Raw genomic sequence first — 25,802 nt, 5'->3', positions numbered from 1 at the left:
CCGGGCCCCACGGCGTGGTGTCATGCGAGATGTCATGAACCTGACCGACCGGAGGCATCCCTCAATGCGCCTGCGCACCCCCCACGCCCTGCTCGCCACGACCGCGGCACTGGCCGCCGCGGTCGTGGCCCCCCAGCCAGCTGCCGCCGCCGTCCCGGCTCCAGGCGCGTACTACGTCCAGAGCGTCATGACCGGGCTCAACGCGGCCGACGCCGGCGGAGCGGTCGAGCAGCACAGACCCCGGGGCAACGAGGACCGCCAGCAGTGGCAGCTGAAGCCGAACGGCTCCACCTCCCTGCTGGAGAGCGCCGACGCGCCCGGCACCTGCCTCGGCCGCAACGGCGACCAGGCCGCGACCGTCGCCTGCGCCGGCACCGACGCCGGGTGGGAGATCAGCCCTCTCGGCGCCGACCGCTACACGCTCAAGGCCCCGGGAACCTCGCGTCACCTCACGGTGGCGCCCAAGCCGTCCGGCGCCACCTACCCCGCCCGGCTCACCCTCGGCGGATCCGGCGACCTCGCCGCCTGGTACCTCACCCCGGCCACCCCGGCCACCGCCCCGATGCCGCCGCAGGACCGGCGCACCCTGGACCAGGTCACCTTCCTCACCACGCACAACGCGTACGCCAACGGCGTCGACGGCGGCTTCGCCCCGCCCTTCGTCAACCTCGTGCCCAACCAGACCCGCGGCATCGAACGCCAACTCGCCGACGGAGTCCGGGGATTCATGCTGGACATCCACCAGACACCCGACGGCGCGATCCTCTGCCACAACAGCTGCACCCTGGTCAGCAGACCCGTCGCCCTGTGGGTCGACCTCCAGCGCATGGTCGACTTCCTGAAGGCCCATCCCGACCAGTTCGTCACCGTCTTCCTGGAGGACTACGTCGACCCGGCCGTCCTGCGCGCCGAACTCGCCCGCGTCAAGGGCCTGGCGGACGTGCTCTACCGGCCCGACCTCACCGGCGTACGGCACAGCGGCTGGCCGACGATGGCGGACCTGACCGCCGCCGGCGACCGGCTGCTGATCTTCACCGACCACAGCCGCTCCGCCGACCAGGCCGCGGGTCTGACCCGGGACAGCTTCGGCGTCATGTACCAGCGCGAGTGGACCGTCGAGAATCACTGGTCGATGGGCTCGGGCGTCGGCACCTCCGACTGGTCCTGCTACAGCCGCTGGTACGGCGCCGACACCAACATCCCGCTGACCCGGACCGAACCCGGCTTCCGCCCGCTGTTCGTCATGAACCACTTCCGTGACGTCCCGCTCACCGGCACGGCCGGCACGGACAACACCAAACTCGCCGACCGCGCCCAGAGGTTCTGCCAGCCGGCCGCCCGCAAGAAGCCCAACTTCCTCGCCGTGGACCACTACGACCGCGGCAACCCGGCCTCCGCCGTCACCACCCTCAACACGTACACCTACCCGTGAACCGGTTTCACCGGCCCGCGCGTCGTGTGTGAGACTCCGCCGATGAGCTCGCACACGATCACCGCGGCCGCCGCGGGCACCTGGGAACTCGGCGGCCTGCCCGTCCACCGCCTCGGCTTCGGCGCGATGCGGCTGACGGGCAGCGCCGCCTTCCACCACGGCACACCGAGCGATCGCGACCGGTCGATCGCCGTCCTGCGCAAGGCGATCGACCTCGGCGTGAACCACATCGACACGGCGGCCTTCTACTTCTCCTCACTGCGCTCCGCCAACGAACTCATCAACAGCGCGCTCGCGCCCTACCCCGACGACCTGGTCATCGTCACCAAGGTGGGCCCGTACCGGGCCTACGACGGGGAGTGGGGCGCCTCGGCCCGCCCCGAGGACCTGCGCGGCCACGTGGAGGAGAACCTGCGCCAGCTCGGCCGCGACCACCTGGACGTGGTCAACCTGCGCCGGATGCCCGCGTACGACTCCGTCGCCGAGCACTTCGGCGCCCTCGCCGAGCTGCGCCGGGCGGGCCTGATCCGCCACCTCGGCATCTCCAACGTCACAGCGCGGCATCTCGCCGAGGCACAGGCCATCGCCCCCGTGGTCTGCGTCCAGAACCGGTACGCCCTCGACCGCCCCGACCCCGACGGCGATGAACTCCTCCGCCGCTGCGGTGAACAGGGCATCGCCTTCGTGCCGTTCTACGCCGTCGCCGGCGAAGCCGCCGAGCACGGCGCCACCACCGCCCACGACGAGGATGTCCGCGCCGTGGCCCGGGCCCACGGTGCGAGCCCCGCCCAGATCCGTCTCGCCTGGACCCTGCACCAGGGCCCCCACGTCCTCGCCATACCCGGTACCGGAAACCCCGACCACCTCGCGGAGAACGTGGCCGCGGGCGCGATCCGTCTCACCGACGAGGAACTGTGTCGGCTCGGCGGACAGCACCGCAAGGCCGCTCGAACGACCTCTACACGGCCCACACACCGTCCCGCATGAGATGCCTGCGCGGCAGCTCGTGCTGCTCGCACCACGCCTGCACCGCGCGCGGCCGCACCCGGAAGAACGCGTACGACGCATGGTCCTCGCGCGGATCCCAGCCGGTCTTCCCCCGGAACGCCTCGGCCGCCGCCGACGGCACCTCCCGCATCGGGTAGGTCCGCACCTCACCGTCGACGAGCACGACGTCCCGGGTGTCCCCGAAGGCCAGCCGGGCCCGCCCGCCCTCCCGCAGATTGCGGCCGGTGGGGTTGGTCAGCCGGGTGCACAGCCACACCGCCTCGTCGTGCCAGACGAACCACAGCGGCACCAGACACGGAATCCCTTCGGCGTCCGCCGTCGCGACCCAGATGTCGATCTCCCGCTCCAGGCGGCCCAGCAGATCGGCCTTGCGCCGCTCCGGGGAGCGGGGTGACTCAGTGATCTTCATGAAGGGGACGCTAGTGCCGAGAAGGGGCGTGGCGCCTCCGGCTCCGGTCCTAGGACCTGCGGCGCAGCGGCAGGCGCTGCACCGCAGGACTCGCGACCAGGTTCAGGCCCTCATCCCCCACGTCCGCATCACCACGTTCGGGCCGGTCCGAGCGCCTCGCAGGGTGAACGCGACGGAGGTGATGCCGTCGTCGCGGCGCACGCCGAGGCAGTCACCGTGAGAGTGAACATCCTGCGATGTACAGACCTCGGGCCGACTGCCGGCAGGCGGTTGGCATCGGCGGGGTTTTACGTATAACCTCTCCGGTCAGCCCCCCGCTCCCGAGAGGCCCCGATGAGACGTATCGCCCTGGTCACCCTCGTCGTCGACGACTACGACGAGGCGATCCGCTTCTACACCGACGCCCTTGGATTCCGGCTCGCCGAGGACGCGCCCCGGCCCGACGGATCCCGCTGGGTCGTCGTCGAACCCGGTACGCCGGGAGCCGGCACCGGACTGCTGCTGGCCCGTGCCAAGGGGGACGGCCAGGCCGCCCGGGTCGGCGACCAGACCGGCGGGCGGGTCGGGTTCTTCCTGTACACCGACGACTTCGCCCGCGACCACGCCCGGATGACCGCCGCCGGCGTGACCTTCCTGGAGGAGCCTCGGCACGAGCCGTACGGCAGCGTCGCCGTCTTCCAGGACCTGTACGGCAACCGCTGGGACCTGCTCCAGCCCGCCGGCTGACCTTCCGCCGCACCCGTCGGCTGACCTTCCGCCGCACCCGTCGGCTGACCTTCCGCCGCTTCGAACCACCCGCCCGAGGAAAGACCCCGCCATGACTGCTACGCGCGTAGACACCGACCTGATCCGCCGCCTGCCCAAGGCCGTGCTGCACGACCACCTCGACGGCGGACTGCGCCCCGCCACCGTGGTGGAGCTGGCGGAAACGGTCGGCCACACCCTGCCCACCACCGACCCGGACGAGCTCGCCGCCTGGTACTACGAGGCCGCCAACTCCGGTGACCTGGTGCGCTACATAGCCACCTTCGAGCACACCCTCGCTGTGATGCAGACCCGCGAGGGCCTGCTGCGCACCGCCGAGGAGTACGTGCTCGACCTGGCCGCCGACGGCGTGGTGTACGGCGAGGTGCGCTACGCCCCCGAGCTGAACACCAACGGCGAACTGACCATGGCCGAGGTCGTGGAGACCGTCCAGGAGGGCCTCGCGGCGGGCATGTCCAAGGCGGCTTCCGCCGGCACACCGGTGCGGGTCGGCACCCTGCTGTGCGGGATGCGGATGTTCGACCGCGTGCGAGAGGCCGCCGACCTGGCCGTGGCGTTCCGGGACGCCGGTGTCGTCGGCTTCGACATCGCCGGCGCCGAGGACGGTTTCCCGCCCGCCGACCACCTCGCCGCCTTCGAGCACCTGCGCCGCGAGAACGTGCCGTTCACCATCCACGCCGGGGAGGCGCACGGCCTGCCCAGCATTCACCAGGCCCTCCAGGTGTGCGGCGCCCAGCGCATCGGACACGGAGTGCGGATCACCGACGACATCCCCGACCTCGCGGCGGGCAAGCTCGGCCGGCTCGCGAGCTGGGTGCGCGACCGGCGCATCGCGCTGGAGATGTGCCCGACGTCCAACCTCCAGACGGGCGCCGCCACGTCGATCGCCGAACACCCGATCACCGCGCTGAAGGACCTCGGCTTCCGCGTCACCCTCAACACCGACAACCGGCTGGTCTCGGGCACCACGATGACCCGCGAGATGACGTTGCTGGTCGAGGAGGCGGGCTGGAGCGTCGAGGATCTGCGCACGGTCACCGTCAACGCGCTGAAGAGCGCGTTCCTCCCGTTCGACGAGCGGAACGCACTCATCCGGGACGTGGTCCTGCCCGGCTACGCCGCCGCGCTCTGAAGCAGCCCGCGGAGGTAGGCGGCCTGTCCGACGTGCTGGAGGTCGTCGGACAGGACGCTGACCAGCCGGACGCCCAGGGTGACCGGCGGGTCCCAGCGCTCGTCGACCACGCGCTCCAGGTCCTTGGCGACCAGGCCCCGCAGGGCGTCCAGGCTCTGCTCGTGCACGGCGTCGTAGTAGCCGGTCAGCAGCTCGCCCGAGTCGACGCGGACCCTGGCGACCTTGGCGGGGCTGTGGCCGTAGCCCGTGTCACGCCGGGGCAGGTCGAGGCCGAAGCGCTTCTCCCAGTCCTGGGACAGCCACACCTGGTCGTGGCCGAAGGCGCCGGACAGGTGGTCGTCCTGGACGCGGGTGAGGTGCCAGACCAGCCAGGCGATGGAGTTGGTGTCGGGGGCGGGCCGGGCGCTCAGCTCCTCGGGCCCGAGCCCCTCGACGGTGGCGTGGACTTCTTCGCGGATGCGGTTGTAGCCGTCGATGAGGATGTCCTTCGCATGCATAGCTCCACCATCGCGCATCACCGAGTATCACGCGTCGGGACTCCCGGCTCGCGTGGTCAGGAGGGGTGGGCACCCTCCTGAGGTGCCGGACCCTCTGTCTCCAGCAGGGCCATCAGCGCCCGGGCCGCCGGACTGATCGCCTGCTCGGGCGGCAGCAGGGCGACCGTCTCGTAGACGGCGTCCCCGGTGCCCTTGACGGGCAGGGCGGTGAGCGAGGCGCGCTTGTGCCGGAAGTGGCGCGGCACCACGGCGATGCCCAGGTCCTCGTCCACGAGGTCGAGGAGGCTGTGCACGTCGTTGACCTCCAGGGCGACGCTGCGGCGGACGCCCGCCGCGGCGAAGGCCGCGTCGGTGGTGCGCCGGGGCCCCCAGTCGGGGTGGAAGTCGACGAAGACCTCACCGCCGAGATCCTCCGGCGTCACCGCCACCCCGGCCGCGGCGAGCCGGTGGCTGGGATGGCACAGCACGGTCATCGGCTCGCTCGTGAGCGGTACGGCCCGTAGCTGGTCGGTGTCCTCCCGGGCGGTGCGCACGGCGAACGCCATGTCCAGACGTCCGGCCGCGACCTCCTCCGCCAGAGCCCACGAGCCCGCCTGCCGCAGACAGATCTCCACGTCCGGGTGGCGCCGCCGGAACGCCGCCAGGAGCCCAGCCACGTGCACCCCGGCGATGCACTGTTCGGACCCGAGGGCGAGCATCCCGCGCAGCACGCCCTGCACCGCCGCCACCGCCTCGTGGGCCGAGCGGACCTGCGCGAGGATCCGCTCCGCCTCGCCGAGCAGCGCCCGCCCGGCCGGGGTCAGCGTCACCCGGCGGGTCGTCCGCACGAACAGCGGTGTCTGCAGCTCCCGCTCCAGCGCCCGGATGGAGGCCGAAAGGCCCGACTGGGACACCAGGAGGCGTTCCGCCGCCCGGGTGAAGTGCTGGTCCTCGGCGACCGCGACGAAGTGCTGCAAGTGGCGCAGTTCCATGACTGAGAAGCGTAGCCGCTGAATTCCATCGGATTCTTCTGTTGGACGCATGGGCGCAGGTCACGCCAGAGTGGACACCGGTTTCCTCCCGACCGCGCCAACCTCTCTGGAGTCGCGTTGTACACCGCACACCCCGACCGCTACGCGGACATGCCCTACCGGCGCACCGGACGCAGCGGTCTGAAGCTCCCGGCGCTCTCGCTCGGCCTGTGGCACAACTTCGGCCCGGACCGGCCCGTGGAGACGCAGCGCGCCATCCTGCGCCGCGCCTTCGACCTCGGCGTCACCCACTTCGACCTCGCCAACAACTACGGCCCGCCGCCCGGCGCCGCCGAGTCCGCGCTGGGCGGGTTCCTGCGGACGGACTTCGCGCCGTACCGCGACGAGCTGGTGATCTCCACCAAGGCCGGCTATCTGATGTGGCCCGGCCCGTACGGCGAGTGGGGCTCGCGCAAGTACGTCCTGTCCTCGCTGGACCAGAGCCTGAAGCGGATGGGCCTGGACCACGTCGACATCTTCTACTCGCATCGCCCCGACCCGGACACCCCGCTCGAGGAGACGATGGGGGCCCTGCACTCGGCGGTGCAGCAGGGCAAGGCGCTGTACGTGGGCGTCTCCAACTACTCCGCGGAGCAGACCCGGGAGGCCGCCCGCATCCTGGGTGAGCTGGGCACCCCGCTCCTCATCCACCAGCCGCGCTACTCGATGCTGGACCGCCGCCCCGAGGACGAGGGCCTGCTCGACGCCCTCGACGAGCTCCAGGCCGGCTCCATCGTGTTCTCCCCGCTGGAGCAGGGCATGCTCTCCGCCCGCTACCTCGACGGCATCCCCGAGGACTCCCGGGCGGCGAGCGACAGCCCCTTCTTGAACTCCGACGCGCTCACCGAGGACCTGGTGGGCCGGTTGCGCGATCTGAACGACATCGCGAAGTCTCGCGGCCAGACCCTGGCCCAGATGGCCCTGGCCTGGGTGCTGCGCGGCGGCCGGGTCACCTCCGCGCTGGTCGGCGCGAGCAGCGCGCGGCAGATCGAGGACAGCGTCGGAGCCATCCGCAACCTGGACTTCGACGGGGACGAGCTGGCCCGGATCGACGTCATCGTCAAGCAGTAGCGGGTCCGCCGGCCCCGGGGACGGACGCCTCCCGGGGCGCGACGCGCGGCTGGGAGCCGGTCCGCTCCCGGAGGCGCACGGTCACCGTGTCGCCCGGCGGCGGCCTTGGCGCGCGTCACCGGGTCCTCGGCGTTCCAGGCCTCGAAACAGCGGGCCACGGCGTCCTCGTGGCGGTGGGCGGTCGCCGACATGGCGATCGGCCTCCAGGAGGCCGCAGCTGCTGGTCAGGACCCGGCTTTCCGTTCTCGGACACCCGGTGCGACCACCTTGCCCGCACGCGCCGGGAGCGTCGATTACCTGCGGAACCATGGGCCCTCGCGACCGCTCGCCGGATTTCGGCCAACTCGGGGGGTGAATATGCCAGGAGAGTGGCCGGAAAGTCATGGTGACAGTGATTCGGTAGTGAACATACTGACCAGCGAGAGCGTTTCACTTCGCGCGACGGCGCCCTCACGCACAGCACGCGAGCCGCAGAAGAAGCGAGGCCGGACCGGCGGACGGGCAGGGCAACGGGGGAGGGTCACGTGCACGACGAATTTCTGTGCCACGTCACGGCGTACGGAGTCTGCGACGGCCGCCGTATCGGAGTGCCCCTCGGCACCTACCGGGCGCCCACCCTCGCCCTCGCTCTGTGGTGGCTGCGTGACCGCGCCTCCTGGATCGCCCAGCGCCTCGACCCCCGGCCCGACGCCGAGCACTTACCGCCGGGCGCGCTCGTGCCGGTCGCCCCCACTGTGCCCGACGTGCCCATGCTGCTGCGCGCCTGGTGTGCCGATCCCGCCCAGCAGGAGCGGATCGCCGAGGAGTTGGCGGCCGGGCGGCTGGTGCGGATCGCCACCAGCGACGACACCACGGAGTACGAACTGCTCGCCGAGTCCGTGGACGCCCTGCGGATGCAGCGCACCGCCGCCTTCGTCGGCACCTCCGTCGGCTGACCCCCCGCAGGCCCCGCTCGCCCAGGCGCACAACAGGGCAAATCGGTAGAATCGTGGCCATGGCGCAACCGTCGGTAGCACCAGAGCTCGTCCTGGAGACGGAGACGGGCACCACCGTGATGATCCCGGGCCACGACTACCACGTGGGGCGCGATCCGCTGAGCGACATCGTCATCGACGACGACCGGGTCTCCTGGCATCACGCGGTGCTGCGGCCCGAGGACGGTCACTGGACCATCGAGGACGAGAACAGCACCAACGGCACCTACGCGGACGGCCGGCGCATCCACGAGCGGCGCGTCGGACCCGGCAGTGTCATCCGCTTCGGCAATCCGGCCGACGGGCCGCGCATGACCCTCACGGGCCGTCCCTCACCCGCCGCATCCACCCCGGAACGCCCCTCTGCCGTCTCCCTGCCGGCCCACACCGGCACCTACCGGCAGCCCACGACCGTACGGCCGCTGCCCTCCCGCACCGTCCGCATCGGCCGCGCCACCGACAACGACCTGGTCATCGACGACCTCGTGGTCTCGCGCCGGCACGCCGAACTGCGCGCCCTGGCCGACGGAACCTACGAGATCACCGACCTGGGCAGCCACAACGGCACGTACCTCAACGGCAGCCCCGTCACCACGGCCCCGGTCGGCCCGGGCGACATCGTCGGCATCGGCCACTCGGCGTTCTGCCTCGTCGGCGACCAACTCCAGGAGTACGTCGACACCGGTGAGGTCTCCCTCGACGTGCAGGACCTCGCCGTCACCGTCGACCACGGCCGCAGGACGCTCCTCGACCACGTGTCGTTCCCGGTGGGGGAGAAGTGCCTGCTCGCCGTCGTCGGCCCGAGCGGCGCCGGCAAGTCCACCCTCCTCAACGCCCTCACCGGTCAGCGCCCCGCCGGCCACGGCACCGTCCTCTACGACGGCCGCGACCTCTACCGCGACTACGCCGAGCTGCGCCAGCGCATCGGCCTGGTGCCGCAGGACGACATCCTGCACGCCCAACTCACCGTCCGCAAAGCCCTCTCCTACGCCGCCGAACTGCGCTTCCCACAGGACACAGCCAAGGCCGAACGGCGCGCCCGGGTCGACGAGGTCATCCGCGAACTGGGCCTGGAACAGCGCGCCGACCAGCACGTGCACAGCCTCTCCGGCGGCCAGCGCAAGCGGGTCAGCGTGGCCCTGGAACTGCTGACGAAGCCGTCGCTGCTGTTCCTCGACGAGCCGACCTCCGGCCTCGACCCCGGCATGGACCGCTCCGTGATGCACATGCTGCGCGGCCTCGCCGACGACGGCCGGACCGTCATCGTCGTCACCCACAGCGTGCTCAGCCTGGACGTGTGCGACCGGCTCCTCGTACTGGCGCCCGGCGGAAAGACCGCCTATTACGGGCCGCCCGAGGACGCCCTGTCGTTCTTCGGCTTCGAGGAGTGGCCGGAGGCCTTCGAGGCCTTCGAACGCGACACGGACCGGGACTGGGCGGGGGACTACCTCGCCTCGCCCTTCCACGGCCGGTACGTCGCAGACGCCTCCGCGCAGCCGCGGCAGCCCCGGTCCGGGCCCGTCGTCATCACCGCCCCGCCCCGGCCGCGCAGCCGCGGTGCCCAACTCGGCACACTGGTGCGCCGGTACGCGGCCGCGCTGAGCGCCGACCGCACCTTCCTGATCATCATGATCGCCCTGCCGTTCGTGATGGGCGCGATGGCCCGGGCCCTGGCGGGCGGCAAGCTGACGCTGGACACGGCGATGAACGCGCTGCTCATCCTGTGCGTCGGCGCGGTGCTCACCGGGGCGGCCAACGCGGTGCGCGAACTCGTCAAGGAACGCGTGATCTACCAGCGGGAACGGGCGGTGGGCCTGTCCAGATCGGCGTACCTGATGTCCAAGGTCATCGTCCTGGGTGTCATCACCGTGCTCCAGGCGGTGGTGCTGACCCTGGTCGCCCTGCTCGGCGTGGACCTCAACGCGCCGGGCGGTGAGGGCGTACTGATGCCGCCGCTGGCGGAGATCACGGTCGCCGTCGCCCTGCTGGCGTTCACGGCGATGATGCTCGGCCTGCTCATCTCCTCGCTGGTGCGCAAGGAAGAGGTGACGATGCCGCTGCTGGTGCTCGTCGCCATCGTCCAGGTCGTCTTCTGCGGAGCCCTGCTGAAGCTGGCCGACACCCCCGGACTGGAGCAGCTGAGCTGGCTGGTTCCGGCGCGCTGGGCGCTGGCGGCGATGGCCGGGACCGTGGGGCTGGCCCGGATCGTGCCCGACGACCTGACCAAGGACCCGCTCTTCGAGCACTCGGCGGGCACCTGGCTGCTGGACGTGGGGATGCTGGTCGTGCTGTCGGCGCTCTTCGGGTTCCTCGTGTCCCGGATGCTGCGCCGGCACGAACCGGCCGTCATGCGGAAGTAGGGAGCGCCGATGACGACCCCCGGCTTCCGGCCCACGCACGTCGTCCCGCAGCACGGGATGCCCGCCTGGGAGGCACCCGACCCGTCCCGGCCCACCGTCGACCTCGACCCCCTGCTGCCGGTGCAGCTCATGGAGCGGCGGGGCGACTGGGGGCACGTCCTGTGCTTCAACGGCTGGTCGGCCTGGGTGGACGGCCGCCGCCTGGTCGCCGTACCGCAGGACCCGCCGGCGGCCGACGGGCCGCTCACCCACGCCGCCGATCCGCGGCCGCTGCTGGGCCGGGCACAGGAAGCCCTGGCGCGCTACCGCTCCGCGGTCGAGGCCCTCGCGGACGGTCTCGACCGGGAGTCCTTCCGCGCCCGCACCCGCGGCACGCGGATCGGCGTCGTCGTCGACGGCGAGTCCGTGTGGCTCTACGACTCCGCCCACGGGCACTGGGTGTACGCCGACGGCACCCGGATGACCACGTACGCCACGGACCGGACACCCGGAGCCGCACCGGAGCCCCGCCCCCCCGCGGCGCCGGTGCATCCCCCCACGCGGGTGGTGCCGTCCGAGGGCCCCGGGCAGACGCCCCGCGCCGCGACCTCCCCTCCGGCCGACGCACCGGCACCCGCCCGCAGCGCCCCCGCCGGGCCGACGCGGGTGGTGCCGCCCGAGCCGACCGGGACCGGGCCCCCCGAGGCTTCGCCGCCGACCCGGGTGGTGGCTCCGGAGACACCCGAACCGAGGGGTGCTTCCGGGCCGACGCGGGTCGTGGCCCCTGAGGGCGCCGAGCCGACGCGTGTGGTGTCACCGCAGGGCGACGAGGATGACGAGGAGACGGGGCGGACGGCTGAGGCACCGCCCACGCGGGTGGTGGGCCGCGAGCCCACCCGGGTCGTATCGCCCGAGGGGGAGGACCGTTGAACCGCGAGACGAGCCTGTTCTCGGGGCGGCCCTCCGAGCTGATCGGGCAGCAGATCGCCGGGTACCGGATCGAGGAGGAGATCGGGCGCGGCGGCATGGCCGTGGTCTACCGCGCCCGCGACCTGCGCCTGGAACGCACCGTCGCCCTGAAACTGCTCGCCCCGGAACTCGCCCGCAACGACACCTTCCGCCGCCGCTTCACTCATGAGTCCCGGGCCGCCGCGGCGATCGACCACCCGCACATCGTGCCGGTGTTCGAGGCCGGCGAGACAGACGGCGTGCTGTACATCGCCATGCGCTACGTCGCCGGCAGCGACCTGCGGCACGTCCTCGACCGCGAGGGCCCGATGCCGCCCGCCACCGCCGTGCGCGTCGCCGCCCAGCTCGCCTCCGCGCTCGACGCGGCCCACGACCACGGGCTGGTCCACCGGGACGTCAAGCCCGGCAACATCCTGGTGTCCCGCGGCACCGACAGCGACCACCCCGAGCACGTCTACCTCACCGACTTCGGCCTGACGAAGAAGTCGCTGTCGCTGACCGGCTTCACCACGGTCGGCCAGTTCGTCGGCACGCTCGACTACGTGGCCCCCGAGCAGATCTCCGGCAAGCCGGTCGACGCCCGCTGCGACGTGTACGGGTTCGCCTGCGTCGTCTTCGAGACCCTGGCCGGCCATCCGCCCTTCCTCCGCGACGACGACATGGCCCTGCTCTGGGCCCACCAGTACGACCAGCCTCCGCCGCTGACCGAGGACCGGCCCGATCTCGACCCGGGGGTCGACCGGGTCCTCGCCCAGGCCCTCGCCAAGAGCCCCGACGACCGGTACCCGTCCTGCCTCGCCTTCGTCGCCGCCCTGCGCGCCGCGACGGCCGGCGGTGGGACCGGGGCCACCCGCGCGCCCACGCGCGTGGACCGGCAGCTGCCGGGCGCGGGGGAGGAGCCGCCCAAGCCGCCGCCGCGCTGGGCCGAGCCGGTGTTCGTGCGGCGCACGTAGCGCGCCGCGTCAGCCCTCGCTGCCGGAACGCACTTCACCGCGGCGCCGTACGTGGCGCGCCAGCAGCGCCCCGGCGTATCCGGTCACCAGCCCCCACGGGACGGCCAGGCCCACCGCGCCCCACAGTTCGGGACGCAGGAACAGCTCGGCCCCGAGGCCGCCGCCCAGGTCGCCGATGCCGAGCACGGACAGGCCGTAGTGCGCGGAGACGCGTCCGACGAGGCAGATCATGAAGACCGTGAGCAGGAGGGCGGCCGCCATGTGCACGGCATGCTGCCAGGCCCGCACCCGGGCCGGCGACCGCGCCGCCATCACGAACGCGGCGGCCAGCAGCAGCACGATGTCGACGACCAGCAGCCACCACACCCGGCCGTCGTGCTCGGAAAGGGTCCGCAGATTCAGTTCGGAGACGTCCGGGGTGCGCAGCACCTCGTCGAGCACATGCGGCATGGGCAGTCCGAACGGCCCCTCCACCCTGCCGTTCCAGGTGGCGCCCAGTCCGATCGTCAGCGCCAGCCACACCAGGTTGGGCAGGCCGAGCAGGATCACCGCGAACGTCTCCCGCACGTGCCCCTTGGCCGCGGCGACGACCAGGGCGACGACCACACCGATGACGACGCAGGCCAGCAGCAGCGCCACCATCGCGTACGCGGCCGGCCGCACCGACGTCTGGAAGCGCAGCAGCCCGGCGGGCAGCGGGGCCCCGCGTGACACCAGCAGGGCCAGGATCAGCACACCGGCCAGCCACACCACGGCGACGAACACGGACAGCGGAACGTCGGTGGTGAAGCCGATCTGCGGTGAGATGCCGAACACGTCGCCGAGTTCTCCGAGCGTGTCGTCCCCGAGGGAGATGTCGAAGGTGTGGCGGGCGGAGAGCGTCAGGCCGATCATCGCGAGCAGCCACAGGACCGCCACCCGGCCGGCCCACCCCGCCAGCTCCGCCGCACCGGCGACCGCGCGATGCCGCAGCGGCCGCAGGAAGCCCCGGGCGATCACCAGCGCCCCGGTGAGCGTGACGGACAACGGAATGACCGTCAGACCGGCCCGCGCGTCGGCGAGGTCGCCGGCGCTTCCGGTGACTTTCACCGTGCCGCCGACGGCGGTGACCACGGTGGCTGCGACGACGGGGGCGAAGGCACCGTCCGGAAGGTCGGCGGCTCCGGCCGCCCACAGGCCCAGGGCGGCCACCACCGCCATGGCGAGAAGTCCGGCGAGCACCGTGACGAGGGCATGCGCCCAGCCGTGGCGTGCGACGGCCCGCTCGCCGGACGTGCGTGCCTGGCCGGAGGGGGTGCGCGAAGTCACGCTGCCACGCTAGGCAGGCCCTGTGCCGGGCGCCCGCCGGAGAGGTCCGTCCGCGTCGGCTTGCGGGGCGTACAGGGCGGGAGCACACAATGAACTCGTAAGGGAAAAAGCGTCATACACTCGGGTGAAGCGCCTCGGGTGTGTGAAGGCCGCAGAGAACGCACGAGGGAAGAAGAGCTCGTGAGCGTCGATCCGCCGTCGTCCGGCCGCCCCACAGGACCCCCCTCGGGCCCGCTGTCCGGTCCCTCCCAGCCGCCCCCGGGCGGCGGCCCGCCCTCGGAGCCGCCCGGCGGGGGCGGCGAGGAGCCGGAGCGCCGCCGACCGTGGTGGAGGTCCGTACCCCGTGTCGCGATCATCGCCACCACCGTGGTGGCCGCGGTGATCCTCGCCGTGGTGCTGTCCCGCCCCGACAACGGCGGCACCGGTGTGTCGGACGGCGGAACCAGCACGTCCAGCGGCGAGGTCTTCCTCCTGCCGGCGGCCGACACCGGCCCGGACGCGTTCACCGAGTCGACGACGGAGGAGAAGAGCTCCGCCTCGCCCGTCTCGCCCTCGGGAGCCACCGAGTCGGCGCCGCAGAACGCCGTCCAGGGCGTGAAGGGCGACGCGCCGGGCCTGTACGGCGGCACCCGCAACGTCGCCAGCTGTGACGTGGAGAAGCAGATCACCTATTTCGAGGACGCCCCGGACAAACAGCGCGCCTTCGCCTCGGTCGCCCGGATCGAGTCCTCCGAGGTCCCCGCCTACCTGCGCTCGCTCACCCCCGTGCACCTGCGCATGGACACCCGCGTCACCAACCACGGCTACAAGAACGGCGCCGCCACCAGCTACCAGGCCGTCCTCCAGGCGGGTACGGCCGTCCTCGTCGACGAGCGCGGCGTGCCCCGGGTGCGCTGCGCCTGCGGCAACCCGCTGTCCCTGCCGGTCGCCCAGCAGAGCACGCCCAAGACGACCGGTGACGCGTGGCCGGGCTACAACCCGTCGAACGTCGTCATGGTGACGCCCGCACCGGAGCCGGTCGACGTCTTCGTGATGGCCGAGCCGGACGGCGAGTGGTTCGAGCGTCACAAGGGCGACACGGGCAAGAAGGACGAGAAGACCAAGAAGCCGGAGAAGCCGTCCCCGTCGGCGAGCGTCACCACCCCGACGGCGCCTTCCGACTCGACGTCGTCGCGACCGCCCACGAGCGAGCCGCCGACCTCGGACACGGACACCTCGGGGCCGACGACGGACGAGCCGTCGCCGTCCGACACCCAGCAGCCTTCGCCCGACACCAACACCAACACCGACACCGACGGCGGCACCGGGACTGAGACCGGCGGCGGAACCGGTGGCGGCACGACGGAACAGCCCCCGGCCTCCTGACCCGGCGCGCGGCGCGGCGCGCTCAAGCGGCGCGGACCACCAGGGCGTACTCGCCGAGCCCGAGCAGCCGATCGGCCGGTCCTTGACCTGCGCGACGGCGTCACCGCCCAGGGTGACCACCGGCAGGGTCGTCAGGCTCCGCGCGGCCAGCAGCTCGTTCATCGCAGGCCCTTCCGGCCGGGCCGGCGCCGGACCGCGACGACGGTCCCCGAGCGCCGGCCGCTTTGCACGGCGAGCGTCACCACCGCCAGGGCGACGAGCGCCACGATCACCACGACCAGCCATGTCCACCAGGCCACCGCACGCCTCCGGCGATCCGGCCCGGCCGCCCTCGGCCGGACCTGATTCCTTTCGGGTGCCCCGCGCAGGAGGGACAATGCCCGGGGCACCGAACGGGCTGAGAAGTGTCAGGAGTGTGAAGCCCGACTCGGGGTACGAGCACAGATGCAGAGCGTCCGGCCAGTCCGGCTTCCCAGAGAGAAAAGAATGATCGACCACCTGGACGAGGCAGTGATACCGACTGGTTTCGACGTGCCCGTTGAACCGCTGTGGCGAGCGGCGCACTACACCGGCGAGCAGGGCTGTATCGCCGAGGCGCGGTCCTTCGCCGCGCTCTTTCTCGAACAGCTCAGGACCGAGTGGTGCGCGCACATCGACGAGCGTGTCGACGGCGCCGTACTGCTGGTGGTGAGCGAGCTGGTCACCAACGCCGACCGGCACAGCAACGGGCCCTACATCCTGGAGCTCGTCGGCACCGACACCACGGTGGCGGTGTCGGTCTACGACAGCAGCTCCGCACTGCCCCGCGTCTTCCCCCGCGACCCGAAGCGCATCGGCCGGCACGGCCTGGAGATCGTCCACGCGCTGGCGGAGCAGGTCAGCGTGGAACGGGTGCCGGTGGGCAAGCGCGTGCGTGCGGTGCTGCCCCTCGCCGAGGGAACCAACGCCTGACCGCCCGGGTGAACTCCTCACCCGGGCGGCTCATGTCGTCGCGGTCGGTCTCTTCTGGTCCGGTGAGCCGATGTGCGGGTGCCGTCCCACTCTCGCGTGTGGGACGGCACCCGTTGGTTCGCCGTTCTGGCTCAGGCGCAGCCCAGTTCGCCCAGCATGCCCTCGCGCAGCCGCGTGATGATCCGCTTGATCAGCCGGGAGACGTGCATCTGCGAGCAGCCGAGCCGCTCACCGATCTCCGCCTGGGTGGCCTCCTCCACGAACCGCATGTGGATGATCTGCCGGTCGCGCTCGCTGAGCTCCGCCATGAGCGGGGCGAGCGAGTGGAAGTCCTCGACGAGCCGCAGCCCGTCCTCCTCCACTCCGATGAAGTCGGCCAGGACCGCCTCGCCACCCTCCGGGCCGTCTCCGGTGAGCGCGGCGTCCAGCGACGACGAGTTGTACCCGTTCGCCGCGATCTGCCCCTCCACCACCTGACGCTCGGAGATGTTCATCAGCGTCGCCAGCTCGGCGACCGTCGGCTCGCGGTCCAGCCGGCTGGCGAGTTCCTCGCGGGCCTTGGCCAGCTCCACGCGCAGCTCCTGCAGCCGCCGGGGCACGTGCACCGCCCACGTCGTGTCCCGGAAGAAGCGCTTGATCTCCCCGACGATGTACGGCAGCGCGAAGGACGTGAACTCCACCTCGCGCGAGAGCTCGAACCGGTCGATGGCCTTGATCAGGCCGATCATGCCGGTCTGGACGATGTCCTCCATGTCGTCGCCGCGGCCGCGGAACCGTCCGGCCGCGAAACGCACGAGCGACATGTTCATCTCGATCAGGGTGTTGCGCGCGTACTGGTATTCGTGCGTGCCCTCTTCGAGTTCCGTCAGGCGCTGGAAGAACTGGCGGGACAATTCCCTCGCGTCCCGCGGGGCCACGGACCGCGGGTCCACGACGCCCGGCAGTGCTCCGTCACCCGCGCCGGCTTCGGTGTTCTCTTCGACGACCTGCGCCTTCGACCGGATCACGGCGGTCTCCATTACCTCTCCCACGAGTCACGGCGGACATCTGCATAGGTACTCCCGAGTTGCGGGTACCCGGGTCGACCCGCACCATGCCCTCCGATTTTTTCCTGGGCGAAATCAGGGAGAATCCACCCTTACGTCCTGTCCGAGGTGCGGTGATTCCACCCAGGGCGGAACGCCGGGCCCTTCCGCCGGCGGCCGGGATTCCTAGGCTGGAGCAGTGAGCAACCACCGGCCGAACGAAGCACGAGTCATCCCGCTGCGCCCACCCGGTGCGCGCCCCGCCGGCGCGGTGCCGCGCCAGGCACCGCCGGCCCCCGCCGCGAAGGAGCCGCTGTGGCGGGACCTGGTGGGTGACGTCCTGCGCCGTGAGCGCCTCGCGCAGGAGCGCACCCTGAAGGACGTCGCCGACCAGGCACGGATTTCCATGCCCTACCTCTCGGAGGTGGAGCGCGGCCGCAAGGAGGCCTCCTCGGAGGTCCTCGCGGCCGCCGCCCACGCCCTCGGACTGAACCTCGCCGACCTGCTGACGAGGGCGCAGGGCGAGCTGGCCCGCGTCACGACACGCCACGCCGGCGGCAGCCGCCGCGGGGCGTCCACCTCGTCGCACGACGGGATGTGCCTCGCCGCCTGAGCCGCACCTGCCCGGCCGGTGCCTCAGACCCTCACGAGGCGCCGGCTGAGCACCTCGTCGGCCAGCCCGTAGCCCACCGCCTCCTGCGCGGTGAACACCTTGTCGCGGTCCATGTCGGCCCGCAGGGCCGTCACGTCGTGGTGGGTGTGCCGCGCCAGCACCTCCTCCACCTGGGAGCGGATCCGCACCATCTCCTTGGCGTGGAGCGCCAGGTCGGACACCATGCCGCGCTGCCCTCCGGCGGCCGGCTGGCCGAGCAGGACCCGTGAGTGCTCCAGTACGAACCGCCGCCCCGGGTCCCCGCCGGCCAGCAGCACGGCCGCCGTGGAGGCCGCCTGCCCGACGCAGAACGTGGAGATGGGCGCCTGCACGAACGTCATGGTGTCGTAGATTGCCATGAGCGAGGTGAACGAGCCGCCCGGTGAGTTGATGTAGATCGCGATCTCGCTCTCCGGGGAGGACGACTCCAGGTGGAGGAGCTGGGCGATGACCACGTTGGCGACGCCGTCGTCGATCTCGGTGCCGAGGAAGATGATCCGCTCGGACAGCAGTCGGCTGAAGACGTCGTAGGACCGCTCGCCCTGCGGGGTGCGCTCGACGACGTTCGGAATCGTGTACGAACCCATCACTGGAGCCCCATCCTGCGCCGGGTGGCCGCCGGACGGACGTCCGCGAGGGACTCCACGACCCGGTCCACCATGCCGTACTCCCTGGCCTCCTCGGCCGTGAACCAGCGGTCCCGGTCACCGTCCAGGGAGATGGTCTCCGCGCTCTGACCCGTGTGCTCCGCCGTGATCCGCTCGATGGTCCGCTTGGTGAACTCCAGGTTCTCCGCCTGGATCTCGATGTCCGCTGTCGTGCCGCCGATGCCCGCCGAGGGCTGGTGCATCATGATCCGCGCGTTCGGCAGCGCGTAGCGCTTGCCCGGCGCGCCGACACTCAGCAGGAACTGCCCCATGCTGGCCGCGAAACCCATGGCCAGCGTGGAGACGTCGTTCGGGATGAGCCGCATCGTGTCGTAGATGGCGAGGCCCGCGTGCACCGCCCCGCCCGGGCTGTTGATGTACAGACTGATGTCGGTGTGCGCGTCCTCCGCGGACAGGATGAGCAACTGGGAGCAGACCCGGTTCGCGGAGACCTCGTCGACCTGAGTGCCCAGCAGGACGATGCGCTGCGCGAGCAGCTGGGCGGCCAGATGGTCGTCGAAGCGGGTCGGAGGGGTGTCGCCCTCCTCCGCCCGCGGGGCGGGCGCCATGAGTGGAGTCATCGGTTCTCCTCGTCGCGGCAGCGAGTGCCGTGGACTGTCGGGGATGGGCTGTCGACTCCACTGTTGACCTCGGGCGACGTCCGTGAACGGTTTCTCTGCCCTCGGCAGATCCGCTACCGGCGGAGCCCGAAGGCTCAGCCCTTCTCGCGCAACTGGTGGGAGAGGGCCCGTACATGACCGGCCAGCAGGTCCGGCTCCTCCCTCGCCGCGACGTGCGCGCCGCGGTCGCACATGCCAGTTCTGAACGGTGTAACGGCCATCTGGATTTTCCCGCCACCGAGCGATGAGTTCCGGGGCGGGGTCCGGTCGACAGTGGTGACAGCGTTCCGGCGTGCGGGAGGACTCATGACCACCGACGGTTTCACCACGTGTCTCTGGTTCGACGGCCAGGCCGAGGAGGCCGCCCATCACTACGTCTCGATCTTCAAGAACTCCGGCATCGGCAAGATCGCGCGCTACCCCGAGGGAGCGCCCCAGACCGCCGGCAGCGTGATGACCGTGGAGTTCACGGCCAACGGACACAGGTTCCTCGCGCTCAACGGCGGCCCCCAGTTCAGGTTCACCGAGGCCACCTCCTTCATGATCCACTGCGCCGACCAGGAGGAGATCGACTACTACTGGACCAGGCTCACCGAGAACGGCGGCGAGCCCGGCCCCTGCGGCTGGCTCAAGGACAGGTTCGGCCTGTCCTGGCAGGTCGTCCCGGACCGGCTAGACGAGATGATCACCGACCCGGATCCGGCGAAGGCGGCCAGGGTGACCCGGGCGTTCATGGCGATGGGCAAGTTCGACATCGCCGCCCTGGAGAAGGCGTACGCGGGCGAGTGAGGTGCCGAAGGCAGGGGCGGGGCCGGGCCCTGCGGGTATCCCGCCCCGCCCTCACCGCGTTTCGGCCAGGATCTCCCGGATGACGTACCGGGAGTTCTCCGCGACCGGCGGGTTCGTCTCCCAGTAGTACGGCAGCGCGATGACCGCGATCGACAGCGCCCAGCCCCGGGCCCGTGCCCATTCGGCCTCGCCGGCGCCCACGGCCGCGCGGAACGCACCGCGGACCGCGCCGGGCAGCAGGCACCAGGCCCCGATGAGGTCGACGGCCGGATCACCGACCCCCACCGTGCCGAAGTCGATCACCGCGCTCAGCCGTCCGCCCCTGACCAGGAGGTTCCCGGCCATCAGGTCGCCGTGTGCCCAGACGGGCGGCCCGGTGTGCTCCGGAGCCCGCAGGGCCTCCTCCCACGCGTCGGTCACCGCGGCGGTGTCGACCCGTCCCGTGAGCCGGGCGAGCGCGTCACGCAGGAAGGGGTCCCGGGTCGCCAACGGCACTCCCCGGGAGCCCACGGGGCCCTCTGCCGCCTCGATACGGCGCAGGGCGGTGACGTACGCCGCCAGGTCCTCGGCCAGCAGTTCGGGCTCCGCGAGCCGGCCGGGCACCGGGTTGCGGCCCTCCAGCCAGCCGTAGACCGACCAGGGCCAGGGGAAGCCGTCGCCGGGTTCGCCCCGGCCGAGGGGCTCGGGCGAGGCGGCGGGCAGTCCCGGGCCGAGCCGGGGCAGCCAGCGCAGTTCGTGGGTGATCGCCTCCACGGCGCGCGGGTGACGGGGGAGACGGACGACCTTGTCCGCGCCGAGGCGGAACATGGCGTTCTCCGTCCCGGACGACTCCAGCCGCCGCAGCGGCAGCCCGGCCCACGGCGGGAACTGTCCGGCGATCAGCCGGCCGACGAGCGCCACGTCGATGTCCAGCTCGTCCTCATGCATGCGCACCGTGGTCATGACGCCATTCGAGCCGTCAACCCGCCACCTGTCGAACGGTTTTGGTGACCTCCCGGGCGATGCGCAGGATGCCGGGGGAACGGACCGGGCAGGGCTTCGGCGTGGACGTGGTGGGGGCCAGGCAGAAGTGCAGGTAGTCGTCGTCGCGGTGCAGTGCCGTGCGGTCGCGGCCGGGCTGGGTGCACAAGCCGGGGTGGTCACGCTCGTAGGGTGTGCACGGCAGGTACTGCGTCCAGGTGTAGCGGTCCGTGGCCGGGCTCACCGTCTTCCCGGCGTCCGTCACGAGGTCGCCGGAGGCGGCGGCCCGCTTCTCGTAGAGCGCGTTGACGCGCCGGACCCGCTCGGGCGTGACCGGGTCCGGGCCCTGGGACACCCACACGATCCGCGGGCGCTTGCCGCCCCCGGCCGCGGCGATCTGCTCGGTGAGCCTGCGCGCGTCGGCGTCGTAGCGGCTGAAGTAGCGGGCCGGGGCCTTGGCGTAGGTGATGCCGTCCATGCACGGCGTGTAGCCCCATGCGTTCCCCCAGAACTGCAGGACCACGACATCGGGCCGCAGTCCGCGCACCAGCGCGGCGGCCTTGTCGGCGGCCGGTACCAGGGACCGCTCGGCCGTGCCCTCCAGGTAGTCGCACAGGGTCGTCCCGGAGTACGGGGCGGCCGTGTACCGCGCCTTCAGGTCCCGGCGCAACTCCTGCCCGAGGACCTTCTGGCTCTCCATCGCCAGGGAGTCCCCGAGGTAGAGCACCGTGGGCGCCCGCTTGCGCTCGGGGCCGGGGGAGGCGGCGGAGGCGGGGGCGCGCTGATGGGTGGGGGCCGTCGTACCGGGCGCGGTCGGCGCCGGCTCCTCGGGGGCGGACGCGGGATCGCCGCACCCGCCGAGGAGCACCCCGGTCAGCAGAACTCCCACGACCCACGGCTTGCGCATACGGCAACTCCCGTCCCGGCCAGCGAAACGGCACTCAGGCAAGCACAGCCGGGCCCCGGGGGGAAGACGTACGCCGGTCGCGATGGCCGGGACCGGTCGGGATCGGCCGGTTCCGGCCGGTCGGGGGACGGCGCGCGCCCGCTCGCCGCGCGGGCCGGCCCCCGGGTGACTAGCGTGAGGAAGCGGACGATCCCACTCATGCGGAGAGGGCCGTGACCATGGCCGTGCAACCTGAGGGAACCCCCTGCTGGGCCGACGCGATGTTCGGCGACCTCGAAGGGGCCAAGAGCTTCTACGGAGACGTGCTGGGCTGGACCTTCGCCGAGGCGTCGGCGGACTTCGGCAACTACACGGAGGCCTACGCGAACGGCAAGGCGGTCGCCGCCGTCGTCCCGCCCATGCCCGGCCAGGAAGGCCTGTCGCAGTGGTGCCTCTACTTCGCGTCGCAGGACGCCGCCGCCACCGCCGCCCGGATCGGTGAGCACGGCGGCGAAGTGCTGATGGAGCCCATGCGGGTCGCCGACTTCGGCACCATGTGCCTGGCCCGCGATCCCGGTGGTGTCGTCTTCGGCATCTGGCAGGCGGGCACCCACGAGGGCTTCCAGGCGATGGGCGAACCCGGCGCCTACACGTGGGCGGAGGTCTTCACCCGCGAGCCGGAGAAGTCCGACGCGTTCTTCCCCGCCCTCTTCCCCTACCGGCAGCGGGACATGGAGGACGGCGAGACGAACTTCCGGATCTACGACCTGGGCGAACACACCGTGCTGGGCCGGATGAAGATGACGGAGGAGTTCCCGCCCGAGATGCGGCCGTACATCAACGTCTACTTCGGCGTCGAGGACTGTGACGAGGCCGTGGCGAAGGCGACCGGGCTCGGCGGCGTCCTGCGGTTCGGCCCGATGACCACGCCGTTCGGCCGGTTCGCGGCGATCAGCGACCCCCAGGGTGCGAACTTCTCGGTGATCGACACCTCGACCACCGAGGGAGAGATGCCGAAGCTGACCGACGTGGGGTAGGCGCCCGGACCTCGCGGCCGGACGGCTCCCGCGGCCATGGCATGATCGAGCGCATGCGTGAACGTGTTGTGGCCGCGTGTGACGGGGCTTCGAAGGGAAATCCCGGGCCCGCGGGCTGGGCCTGGGTCGTCGCCGACGCTTCCGAGACACCGGAGCGATGGGAGGCGGGGCCGCTCGGCAAGGCCACCAACAACGTCGCCGAACTCACCGCCCTGGAGCGCCTGCTGGCGGCGACCGACCCGAGCGTGCCGCTGGAGATCCGGATGGACTCGCAGTACGCGATGAAGGCCGTCACCACCTGGCTGCCCGGCTGGAAGCGCAACGGATGGAAGACCGCCGCCGGCAAGCCGGTCGCCAACCAGGACCTCGTCGTGCGCATCGACGAACTCCTGGAGGGCCGCTCGGTCGAGTTCCGCTATGTCCCCGCCCACCAGATCGACGGCGACCGGCTCAACGACTTCGCCGACCGTGCGGCCAGCCAGGCCGCCGTCGTCCAGGAGCCCGCGGGCAGCGGCCTCGGTTCCCCGGAGCCGCCGCCCGCCCCGGACACCCCGGCGAAGGCACCGCGGTCCCGCCCGCGCGGCGGCGCGGCCCGCACCGTCAAGACGGCGGGGAAGGGCTCCGCGCGCACGATCAAGGCGAAGTTCCCCGGCCGCTGCCAGTGCGGCCGCCCCTACGCGGCCGGCGAGCCCATCGCCAAGAACGACAGCGGCTGGGGCCACCCGGAATGCCGCGCGGGCGCGACCGTCTGATCAGACGTCGAACGTGTAGTGCGGCGTGTGGTCCAGCAGATCCGCCGGACTCGTGTCGTGCCACGGCCGCATCGTCTCGTTCAGGTCGATCACGTTGGGTGTGCCCGCGGTGGGCAGATAGACGGAGCCGGGGTGCCGGCGCTGCCACTCGGCCCACAGCTTGTCTATGTAGGCGTGGTGCAGCCAGAACACCGGGTCGTTGGGGGAGACCCCGGTGGCCATCTGCCCGCCGACCCAGACATGGACGCGGTTGTGCAGATTGACGCCCCGCCACCCTTCGAGATGGTTGCGGAAGCCGTCCGAGCCGCTGTTCCAGGGCGCCATGTCGTACGTGGACATCGCCAGCACCGACTCGACGTCGGCCCGGGTCGGCAGCTCGCGCGTGCCGGAACCGAGCGCGCGCCGCAGGAACGTGCGGCCGTCGACCCGCACGTTGATCGGCCAGTTCCCGCTCGCCGCGGAGAACGGCCCGTCCGTCACCCGGCCGTCCCGTTCCCGCCCGGTGCCCCCGAGGAAGTCGGGCGCCCACAGCGAGGCGCGCGCCGTGCGGTCGACGGTCCAGTCCCAGTAGGGCAGCGTCACCGACGCGTCCACCGACTGCAGCGCCCGCTCGAACTCCAGGAGGAATCTTCGGTGCCAGGGCAGGAAGGACGGCGAGCGGTGCCCGGTCCGCTCACCGTTGTCGGTGTCGGAGACGATGAACGCGTTGTGCGTCGTGACGAACGCGTCGTAGCGGCCGCTGCGCTTCAGCTCCAGCAGCGCGGCGACGAAACGCCGCTTCTCGTCGGCGGTCAGGGTGGACTGGTTCTTGCGGACAGCCATGTGCGGGTGCTCCAGATGCCGTGCGTAGCGGGTCAGTTGGCGGGGAAGGGCAGCAGGGCCGCGCCCCGCAGCTCGTCCACCGCGGCGCGGGCGGCGGCGCGCGGGGTGGCCACCGGGTCGTAGTGGCTGACGACGCTGATCCAGCTGCCGTCGGCGTTGCGCATCACGTGCAGCTCCACACCGTCGACGAACACCGCGTATCCCGCGCCGTGATGGTGGTGACCGGACCCGGCCGGCCGGCCCTGTATCCGGCGGCCCTTGTAGACCTCGTCGAAGGTCCCGGGGGAGTCGTGGTGTCCGGCGGCCGAAGCCGGGAGGGCGGCTGACAACGCCCCGGCGCTCGCGGTGAGGACGGCCGCCGCGGTGAGCGCGCGGCGACGGCTGAGTTCCGGCACAGGGACCTCCTGTATCGATTCGGCTGATGACCCCGCATGCCTACCGGCCGGCCCGCTACCGGGAGAAATCCCCGCGAGCCGGTTGGCTGCGATCAGGGCAATTCCCCTCATGTCGTGCAAGGTTGAACGAAGATGATCTTGTCGCGGAAGGTCCGTGCGCCGCGACGGAAGGGGAAATTCCACCCACAGGGAGTGCCGCGCCGGATGTTTCTGCCGGTGCGCTCCGTGACCCGTGGTGCGCGTCACGCCGCAAAACTGGCGCGATTCGGCGGTCCGGTCGACGGTGCCGCGGGCTGCTCTCTGTGTCGGCAATCGACAGCTCTCGGTCATTCTCAGGGGTGTGCGTGAAGGTCGCCTGTGTCGGCGGCGGGCCCGCCGGTCTGTATCTCTCGATCCTGCTCAAGCGGCAGGACCCGTCCCACGACGGCGGACCGGGCGGCACCCCGCACGTCAAACGGTCCGTCGCCACCCTGCTCGGCCCGGGTGTGAGGTCCGGCATCGCGCGCGGCGGCGAGCCGGGGGCGAGCACCGCCCGGCATGCTGGTGGACCGGTACGCCCCGACCACGGCCGTCGCAGCCTGCTCGGCCGGGCGTGAGACACGGCATCGCGCGTCGGCGAACCGGGGGTGAGCACCGCCCGCTGATGGACCGGTACGCCCCCGACCGGGTAGGCGTACCCCACGCCGTAGTAATGCTTCGTTACGCCGGGTGATCTCAGCTGGTGGTGGGCATCTTGTTCGGTATGAGGCTGGGGGAGTTGGAACGGCTCCGGGGCGAGTTGGCGGAGTTCGTTGCCGATGTGTTCGGGTCGTTTCGCGGCGGGATGCGGACGGCACCTGCCCAGCCCTCGGAGCAGCCACAGACAGCCCAGAACCTAACGAAGCACTACTAACTAGGCCCCTTCTGATGAATCTCCGTGCGTGCCGGGCGTCGCGACGCCGCGGAGATCCATCAGAAGGGCCTTAGCTAGTGCCGCAGCAGGCAACGTTCGCCCCGTCGCGACGCCCCGCACGCACACACCCCCCACCGGGCGG

General features: G+C 71.8%; 28 protein-coding genes. 16 read left to right on the top strand and 12 right to left on the bottom strand.

Annotated features, from left to right (window positions below; all coding sequences use genetic code 11):
• The first annotated feature begins 70 nt into the window (after positions 1-70).
• Positions 71-1,432, top strand: coding sequence for a phosphoinositide-specific phospholipase C-related protein (locus ABTX62_RS27715; RefSeq protein ID WP_352118803.1), 1,362 nt, complete (start codon positions 71-73; stop codon positions 1,430-1,432).
• A gap of 42 nt (positions 1,433-1,474) precedes the next feature.
• Positions 1,475-2,419, top strand: coding sequence for an oxidoreductase (locus ABTX62_RS27710; protein WP_352118765.1), 945 nt, complete (start codon positions 1,475-1,477; stop codon positions 2,417-2,419).
• Here the strand turns inward: ABTX62_RS27710 and ABTX62_RS27705 are convergent.
• A complete protein-coding gene (locus tag ABTX62_RS27705) occupies positions 2,391-2,849 on the bottom strand; it encodes a pyridoxamine 5'-phosphate oxidase family protein (RefSeq protein WP_352118764.1) in 459 nt (152 codons plus the stop codon). The two genes, ABTX62_RS27710 and ABTX62_RS27705, sit on opposite strands and share 29 nt — an antisense overlap.
• Positions 2,850-3,182: 333 nt before the next feature.
• Between ABTX62_RS27705 and ABTX62_RS27700 the strand changes: the two genes are divergently transcribed.
• A complete protein-coding gene (locus ABTX62_RS27700) occupies positions 3,183-3,575 on the top strand; it encodes a VOC family protein (protein ID WP_352118763.1) in 393 nt (130 codons plus the stop codon).
• Positions 3,576-3,666: 91 nt separating this feature from the next.
• A complete protein-coding gene (locus tag ABTX62_RS27695) occupies positions 3,667-4,746 on the top strand; it encodes an adenosine deaminase (RefSeq protein ID WP_352118762.1) in 1,080 nt (359 codons plus the stop codon).
• Here ABTX62_RS27695 and ABTX62_RS27690 read toward each other — a convergent pair.
• The gene (locus ABTX62_RS27690; RefSeq protein WP_352118761.1) at positions 4,728-5,243 is read right to left on the bottom strand and encodes a mycothiol transferase; all 516 of its coding nucleotides are present in this window, start codon (positions 5,241-5,243) and stop codon (positions 4,728-4,730) included. The two genes, ABTX62_RS27695 and ABTX62_RS27690, sit on opposite strands and share 19 nt — an antisense overlap.
• Before the next feature lie 56 nt (positions 5,244-5,299).
• The gene (locus tag ABTX62_RS27685) at positions 5,300-6,214 is read right to left on the bottom strand and encodes a LysR family transcriptional regulator (RefSeq protein ID WP_352118760.1); all 915 of its coding nucleotides are present in this window, start codon (positions 6,212-6,214) and stop codon (positions 5,300-5,302) included.
• A gap of 117 nt (positions 6,215-6,331) precedes the next feature.
• Here ABTX62_RS27685 and mgrA point away from each other — a divergent pair, with 117 nt between their 5' ends.
• From mgrA to ABTX62_RS27655, 5 genes are all read left to right on the top strand, one after another.
• Positions 6,332-7,324 carry an L-glyceraldehyde 3-phosphate reductase gene (gene mgrA / locus ABTX62_RS27680; protein ID WP_352118759.1) on the top strand — a complete coding sequence of 331 codons (993 nt, stop codon included), beginning with the start codon at positions 6,332-6,334 and terminating at the stop codon, positions 7,322-7,324.
• A gap of 524 nt (positions 7,325-7,848) precedes the next feature.
• The gene (locus tag ABTX62_RS27670; protein ID WP_283969110.1) at positions 7,849-8,259 is read left to right on the top strand and encodes a hypothetical protein; all 411 of its coding nucleotides are present in this window, start codon (positions 7,849-7,851) and stop codon (positions 8,257-8,259) included.
• Positions 8,260-8,318: 59 nt separating this feature from the next.
• Positions 8,319-10,658 (top strand): FHA domain-containing protein, encoded by a 2,340-nt coding sequence (locus tag ABTX62_RS27665; protein ID WP_352118758.1) that lies wholly within the window; start codon positions 8,319-8,321, stop codon positions 10,656-10,658.
• 9 nt (positions 10,659-10,667) lie between these two features.
• Positions 10,668-11,567 (top strand): hypothetical protein, encoded by a 900-nt coding sequence (locus ABTX62_RS27660; protein WP_352118757.1) that lies wholly within the window; start codon positions 10,668-10,670, stop codon positions 11,565-11,567.
• Positions 11,564-12,559, top strand: coding sequence for a serine/threonine-protein kinase (locus ABTX62_RS27655; RefSeq protein ID WP_352118756.1), 996 nt, complete (start codon positions 11,564-11,566; stop codon positions 12,557-12,559). Before ABTX62_RS27660 ends, ABTX62_RS27655 begins: the two co-directional genes overlap by 4 nt.
• Before the next feature lie 9 nt (positions 12,560-12,568).
• Here ABTX62_RS27655 and ABTX62_RS27650 read toward each other — a convergent pair whose 3' ends face one another.
• Positions 12,569-13,867 carry a streptophobe family protein gene (locus tag ABTX62_RS27650; protein ID WP_352118755.1) on the bottom strand — a complete coding sequence of 433 codons (1,299 nt, stop codon included), beginning with the start codon at positions 13,865-13,867 and terminating at the stop codon, positions 12,569-12,571.
• Positions 13,868-14,047: 180 nt separating this feature from the next.
• Between ABTX62_RS27650 and ABTX62_RS27645 the strand changes: the two genes are divergently transcribed.
• Complete coding sequence (locus ABTX62_RS27645; protein WP_352118754.1) at positions 14,048-15,232, top strand: DUF6777 domain-containing protein; 1,185 nt, start codon at positions 14,048-14,050, stop codon at positions 15,230-15,232.
• A 158-nt stretch (positions 15,233-15,390) separates the two neighbouring features.
• Here ABTX62_RS27645 and ABTX62_RS27635 read toward each other — a convergent pair whose 3' ends face one another.
• Complete coding sequence (locus ABTX62_RS27635; protein ID WP_352118753.1) at positions 15,391-15,531, bottom strand: hypothetical protein; 141 nt, start codon at positions 15,529-15,531, stop codon at positions 15,391-15,393.
• A gap of 187 nt (positions 15,532-15,718) precedes the next feature.
• On the opposite strand from ABTX62_RS27635, the gene ABTX62_RS27630 reads away from it, so the two are divergent.
• On the top strand, positions 15,719-16,183 hold the full coding sequence (locus ABTX62_RS27630; RefSeq protein ID WP_352118752.1) for an ATP-binding protein: 465 nt from the start codon (positions 15,719-15,721) through the stop codon (positions 16,181-16,183).
• Between the two features lie 131 nt (positions 16,184-16,314).
• Here ABTX62_RS27630 and ABTX62_RS27625 read toward each other — a convergent pair whose 3' ends face one another.
• Positions 16,315-17,202: an RNA polymerase sigma factor SigF gene (locus ABTX62_RS27625; RefSeq protein WP_283969118.1), complete on the bottom strand. Its 888-nt coding sequence runs from the start codon at positions 17,200-17,202 to the stop codon at positions 16,315-16,317.
• A gap of 205 nt (positions 17,203-17,407) precedes the next feature.
• Between ABTX62_RS27625 and ABTX62_RS27620 the strand changes: the two genes are divergently transcribed.
• On the top strand, positions 17,408-17,821 hold the full coding sequence (locus ABTX62_RS27620) for a helix-turn-helix domain-containing protein (protein ID WP_352118751.1): 414 nt from the start codon (positions 17,408-17,410) through the stop codon (positions 17,819-17,821).
• 23 nt (positions 17,822-17,844) lie between these two features.
• Here the strand turns inward: ABTX62_RS27620 and ABTX62_RS27615 are convergent, their stop codons facing one another.
• Positions 17,845-18,447: a ClpP family protease gene (locus ABTX62_RS27615; RefSeq protein WP_283969120.1), complete on the bottom strand. Its 603-nt coding sequence runs from the start codon at positions 18,445-18,447 to the stop codon at positions 17,845-17,847.
• Positions 18,447-19,088: an ATP-dependent Clp protease proteolytic subunit gene (locus tag ABTX62_RS27610; protein ID WP_352118750.1), complete on the bottom strand. Its 642-nt coding sequence runs from the start codon at positions 19,086-19,088 to the stop codon at positions 18,447-18,449. The genes ABTX62_RS27615 and ABTX62_RS27610 overlap by 1 nt, the downstream gene beginning before the upstream one ends.
• Positions 19,089-19,433: 345 nt before the next feature.
• Between ABTX62_RS27610 and ABTX62_RS27605 the strand changes: the two genes are divergently transcribed.
• The gene (locus tag ABTX62_RS27605; RefSeq protein ID WP_352118749.1) at positions 19,434-19,916 is read left to right on the top strand and encodes a VOC family protein; all 483 of its coding nucleotides are present in this window, start codon (positions 19,434-19,436) and stop codon (positions 19,914-19,916) included.
• Positions 19,917-19,967: 51 nt separating this feature from the next.
• On the opposite strand, the gene ABTX62_RS27600 is transcribed toward ABTX62_RS27605, so the two are convergent.
• Both ABTX62_RS27600 and ABTX62_RS27595 read right to left on the bottom strand, forming a co-directional pair.
• Positions 19,968-20,858 carry an aminoglycoside phosphotransferase family protein gene (locus ABTX62_RS27600; protein WP_352118748.1) on the bottom strand — a complete coding sequence of 297 codons (891 nt, stop codon included), beginning with the start codon at positions 20,856-20,858 and terminating at the stop codon, positions 19,968-19,970.
• A 16-nt stretch (positions 20,859-20,874) separates the two neighbouring features.
• Positions 20,875-21,783, bottom strand: coding sequence for an SGNH/GDSL hydrolase family protein (locus ABTX62_RS27595; RefSeq protein ID WP_352118747.1), 909 nt, complete (start codon positions 21,781-21,783; stop codon positions 20,875-20,877).
• Positions 21,784-22,001: 218 nt separating this feature from the next.
• On the opposite strand from ABTX62_RS27595, the gene ABTX62_RS27590 reads away from it, so the two are divergent.
• Complete coding sequence (locus ABTX62_RS27590) at positions 22,002-22,799, top strand: VOC family protein (protein WP_283969125.1); 798 nt, start codon at positions 22,002-22,004, stop codon at positions 22,797-22,799.
• Positions 22,800-22,840: 41 nt separating this feature from the next.
• Positions 22,841-23,551 (top strand): ribonuclease H family protein, encoded by a 711-nt coding sequence (locus ABTX62_RS27585; RefSeq protein ID WP_352118746.1) that lies wholly within the window; start codon positions 22,841-22,843, stop codon positions 23,549-23,551.
• Here ABTX62_RS27585 and melC2 read toward each other — a convergent pair whose 3' ends face one another.
• Both melC2 and melC1 read right to left on the bottom strand, forming a co-directional pair.
• Positions 23,552-24,373 (bottom strand): tyrosinase MelC2, encoded by an 822-nt coding sequence (melC2, locus tag ABTX62_RS27580; RefSeq protein ID WP_352118745.1) that lies wholly within the window; start codon positions 24,371-24,373, stop codon positions 23,552-23,554.
• A gap of 32 nt (positions 24,374-24,405) precedes the next feature.
• Positions 24,406-24,768 (bottom strand): apotyrosinase chaperone MelC1, encoded by a 363-nt coding sequence (gene melC1 / locus ABTX62_RS27575; protein ID WP_352118744.1) that lies wholly within the window; start codon positions 24,766-24,768, stop codon positions 24,406-24,408.
• Positions 24,769-25,112: 344 nt separating this feature from the next.
• On the opposite strand from melC1, the gene ABTX62_RS27570 reads away from it, so the two are divergent.
• Entirely contained in the window at positions 25,113-25,364 is a 252-nt protein-coding gene (locus tag ABTX62_RS27570; RefSeq protein ID WP_352118804.1) for a hypothetical protein, read from the top strand.
• Positions 25,365-25,802 lie beyond the last annotated feature (438 nt).

The organism is Streptomyces sp. NPDC096046 (genome assembly GCF_040303285.1).
GTDB lineage: Bacteria > Actinomycetota > Actinomycetes > Streptomycetales > Streptomycetaceae > Streptomyces.
This window is presented reverse-complemented; position numbering and strand designations above follow the sequence as displayed.

What these genes read in the sequence shown, in the direction of transcription:
- ABTX62_RS27590 (WP_283969125.1), top strand. Translation starts at nt 22,002, where the DNA reads ATGGCCGTGCAACCTGAGGGAACCCCCTGCTGGGCCGACGCGATGTTC.
- ABTX62_RS27615 (WP_283969120.1), bottom strand. Translation starts at nt 18,447, where the DNA reads ATGGGTTCGTACACGATTCCGAACGTCGTCGAGCGCACCCCGCAGGGC.
- ABTX62_RS27595 (WP_352118747.1), bottom strand. Translation starts at nt 21,783, where the DNA reads ATGCGCAAGCCGTGGGTCGTGGGAGTTCTGCTGACCGGGGTGCTCCTC.
- ABTX62_RS27690 (WP_352118761.1), bottom strand. Translation starts at nt 5,243, where the DNA reads ATGCATGCGAAGGACATCCTCATCGACGGCTACAACCGCATCCGCGAA.
- ABTX62_RS27660 (WP_352118757.1), top strand. Translation starts at nt 10,668, where the DNA reads ATGACGACCCCCGGCTTCCGGCCCACGCACGTCGTCCCGCAGCACGGG.
- ABTX62_RS27610 (WP_352118750.1), bottom strand. Translation starts at nt 19,088, where the DNA reads ATGACTCCACTCATGGCGCCCGCCCCGCGGGCGGAGGAGGGCGACACC.
- ABTX62_RS27710 (WP_352118765.1), top strand. Translation starts at nt 1,475, where the DNA reads ATGAGCTCGCACACGATCACCGCGGCCGCCGCGGGCACCTGGGAACTC.
- ABTX62_RS27630 (WP_352118752.1), top strand. Translation starts at nt 15,719, where the DNA reads ATGATCGACCACCTGGACGAGGCAGTGATACCGACTGGTTTCGACGTG.
- ABTX62_RS27600 (WP_352118748.1), bottom strand. Translation starts at nt 20,858, where the DNA reads ATGACCACGGTGCGCATGCATGAGGACGAGCTGGACATCGACGTGGCG.
- melC2 (WP_352118745.1), bottom strand. Translation starts at nt 24,373, where the DNA reads ATGGCTGTCCGCAAGAACCAGTCCACCCTGACCGCCGACGAGAAGCGG.
- ABTX62_RS27605 (WP_352118749.1), top strand. Translation starts at nt 19,434, where the DNA reads ATGACCACCGACGGTTTCACCACGTGTCTCTGGTTCGACGGCCAGGCC.
- ABTX62_RS27685 (WP_352118760.1), bottom strand. Translation starts at nt 6,214, where the DNA reads ATGGAACTGCGCCACTTGCAGCACTTCGTCGCGGTCGCCGAGGACCAG.
- ABTX62_RS27665 (WP_352118758.1), top strand. Translation starts at nt 8,319, where the DNA reads ATGGCGCAACCGTCGGTAGCACCAGAGCTCGTCCTGGAGACGGAGACG.
- ABTX62_RS27585 (WP_352118746.1), top strand. Translation starts at nt 22,841, where the DNA reads ATGATCGAGCGCATGCGTGAACGTGTTGTGGCCGCGTGTGACGGGGCT.
- ABTX62_RS27700 (WP_352118763.1), top strand. Translation starts at nt 3,183, where the DNA reads ATGAGACGTATCGCCCTGGTCACCCTCGTCGTCGACGACTACGACGAG.
- ABTX62_RS27705 (WP_352118764.1), bottom strand. Translation starts at nt 2,849, where the DNA reads ATGAAGATCACTGAGTCACCCCGCTCCCCGGAGCGGCGCAAGGCCGAT.
- ABTX62_RS27625 (WP_283969118.1), bottom strand. Translation starts at nt 17,202, where the DNA reads ATGGAGACCGCCGTGATCCGGTCGAAGGCGCAGGTCGTCGAAGAGAAC.
- ABTX62_RS27695 (WP_352118762.1), top strand. Translation starts at nt 3,667, where the DNA reads ATGACTGCTACGCGCGTAGACACCGACCTGATCCGCCGCCTGCCCAAG.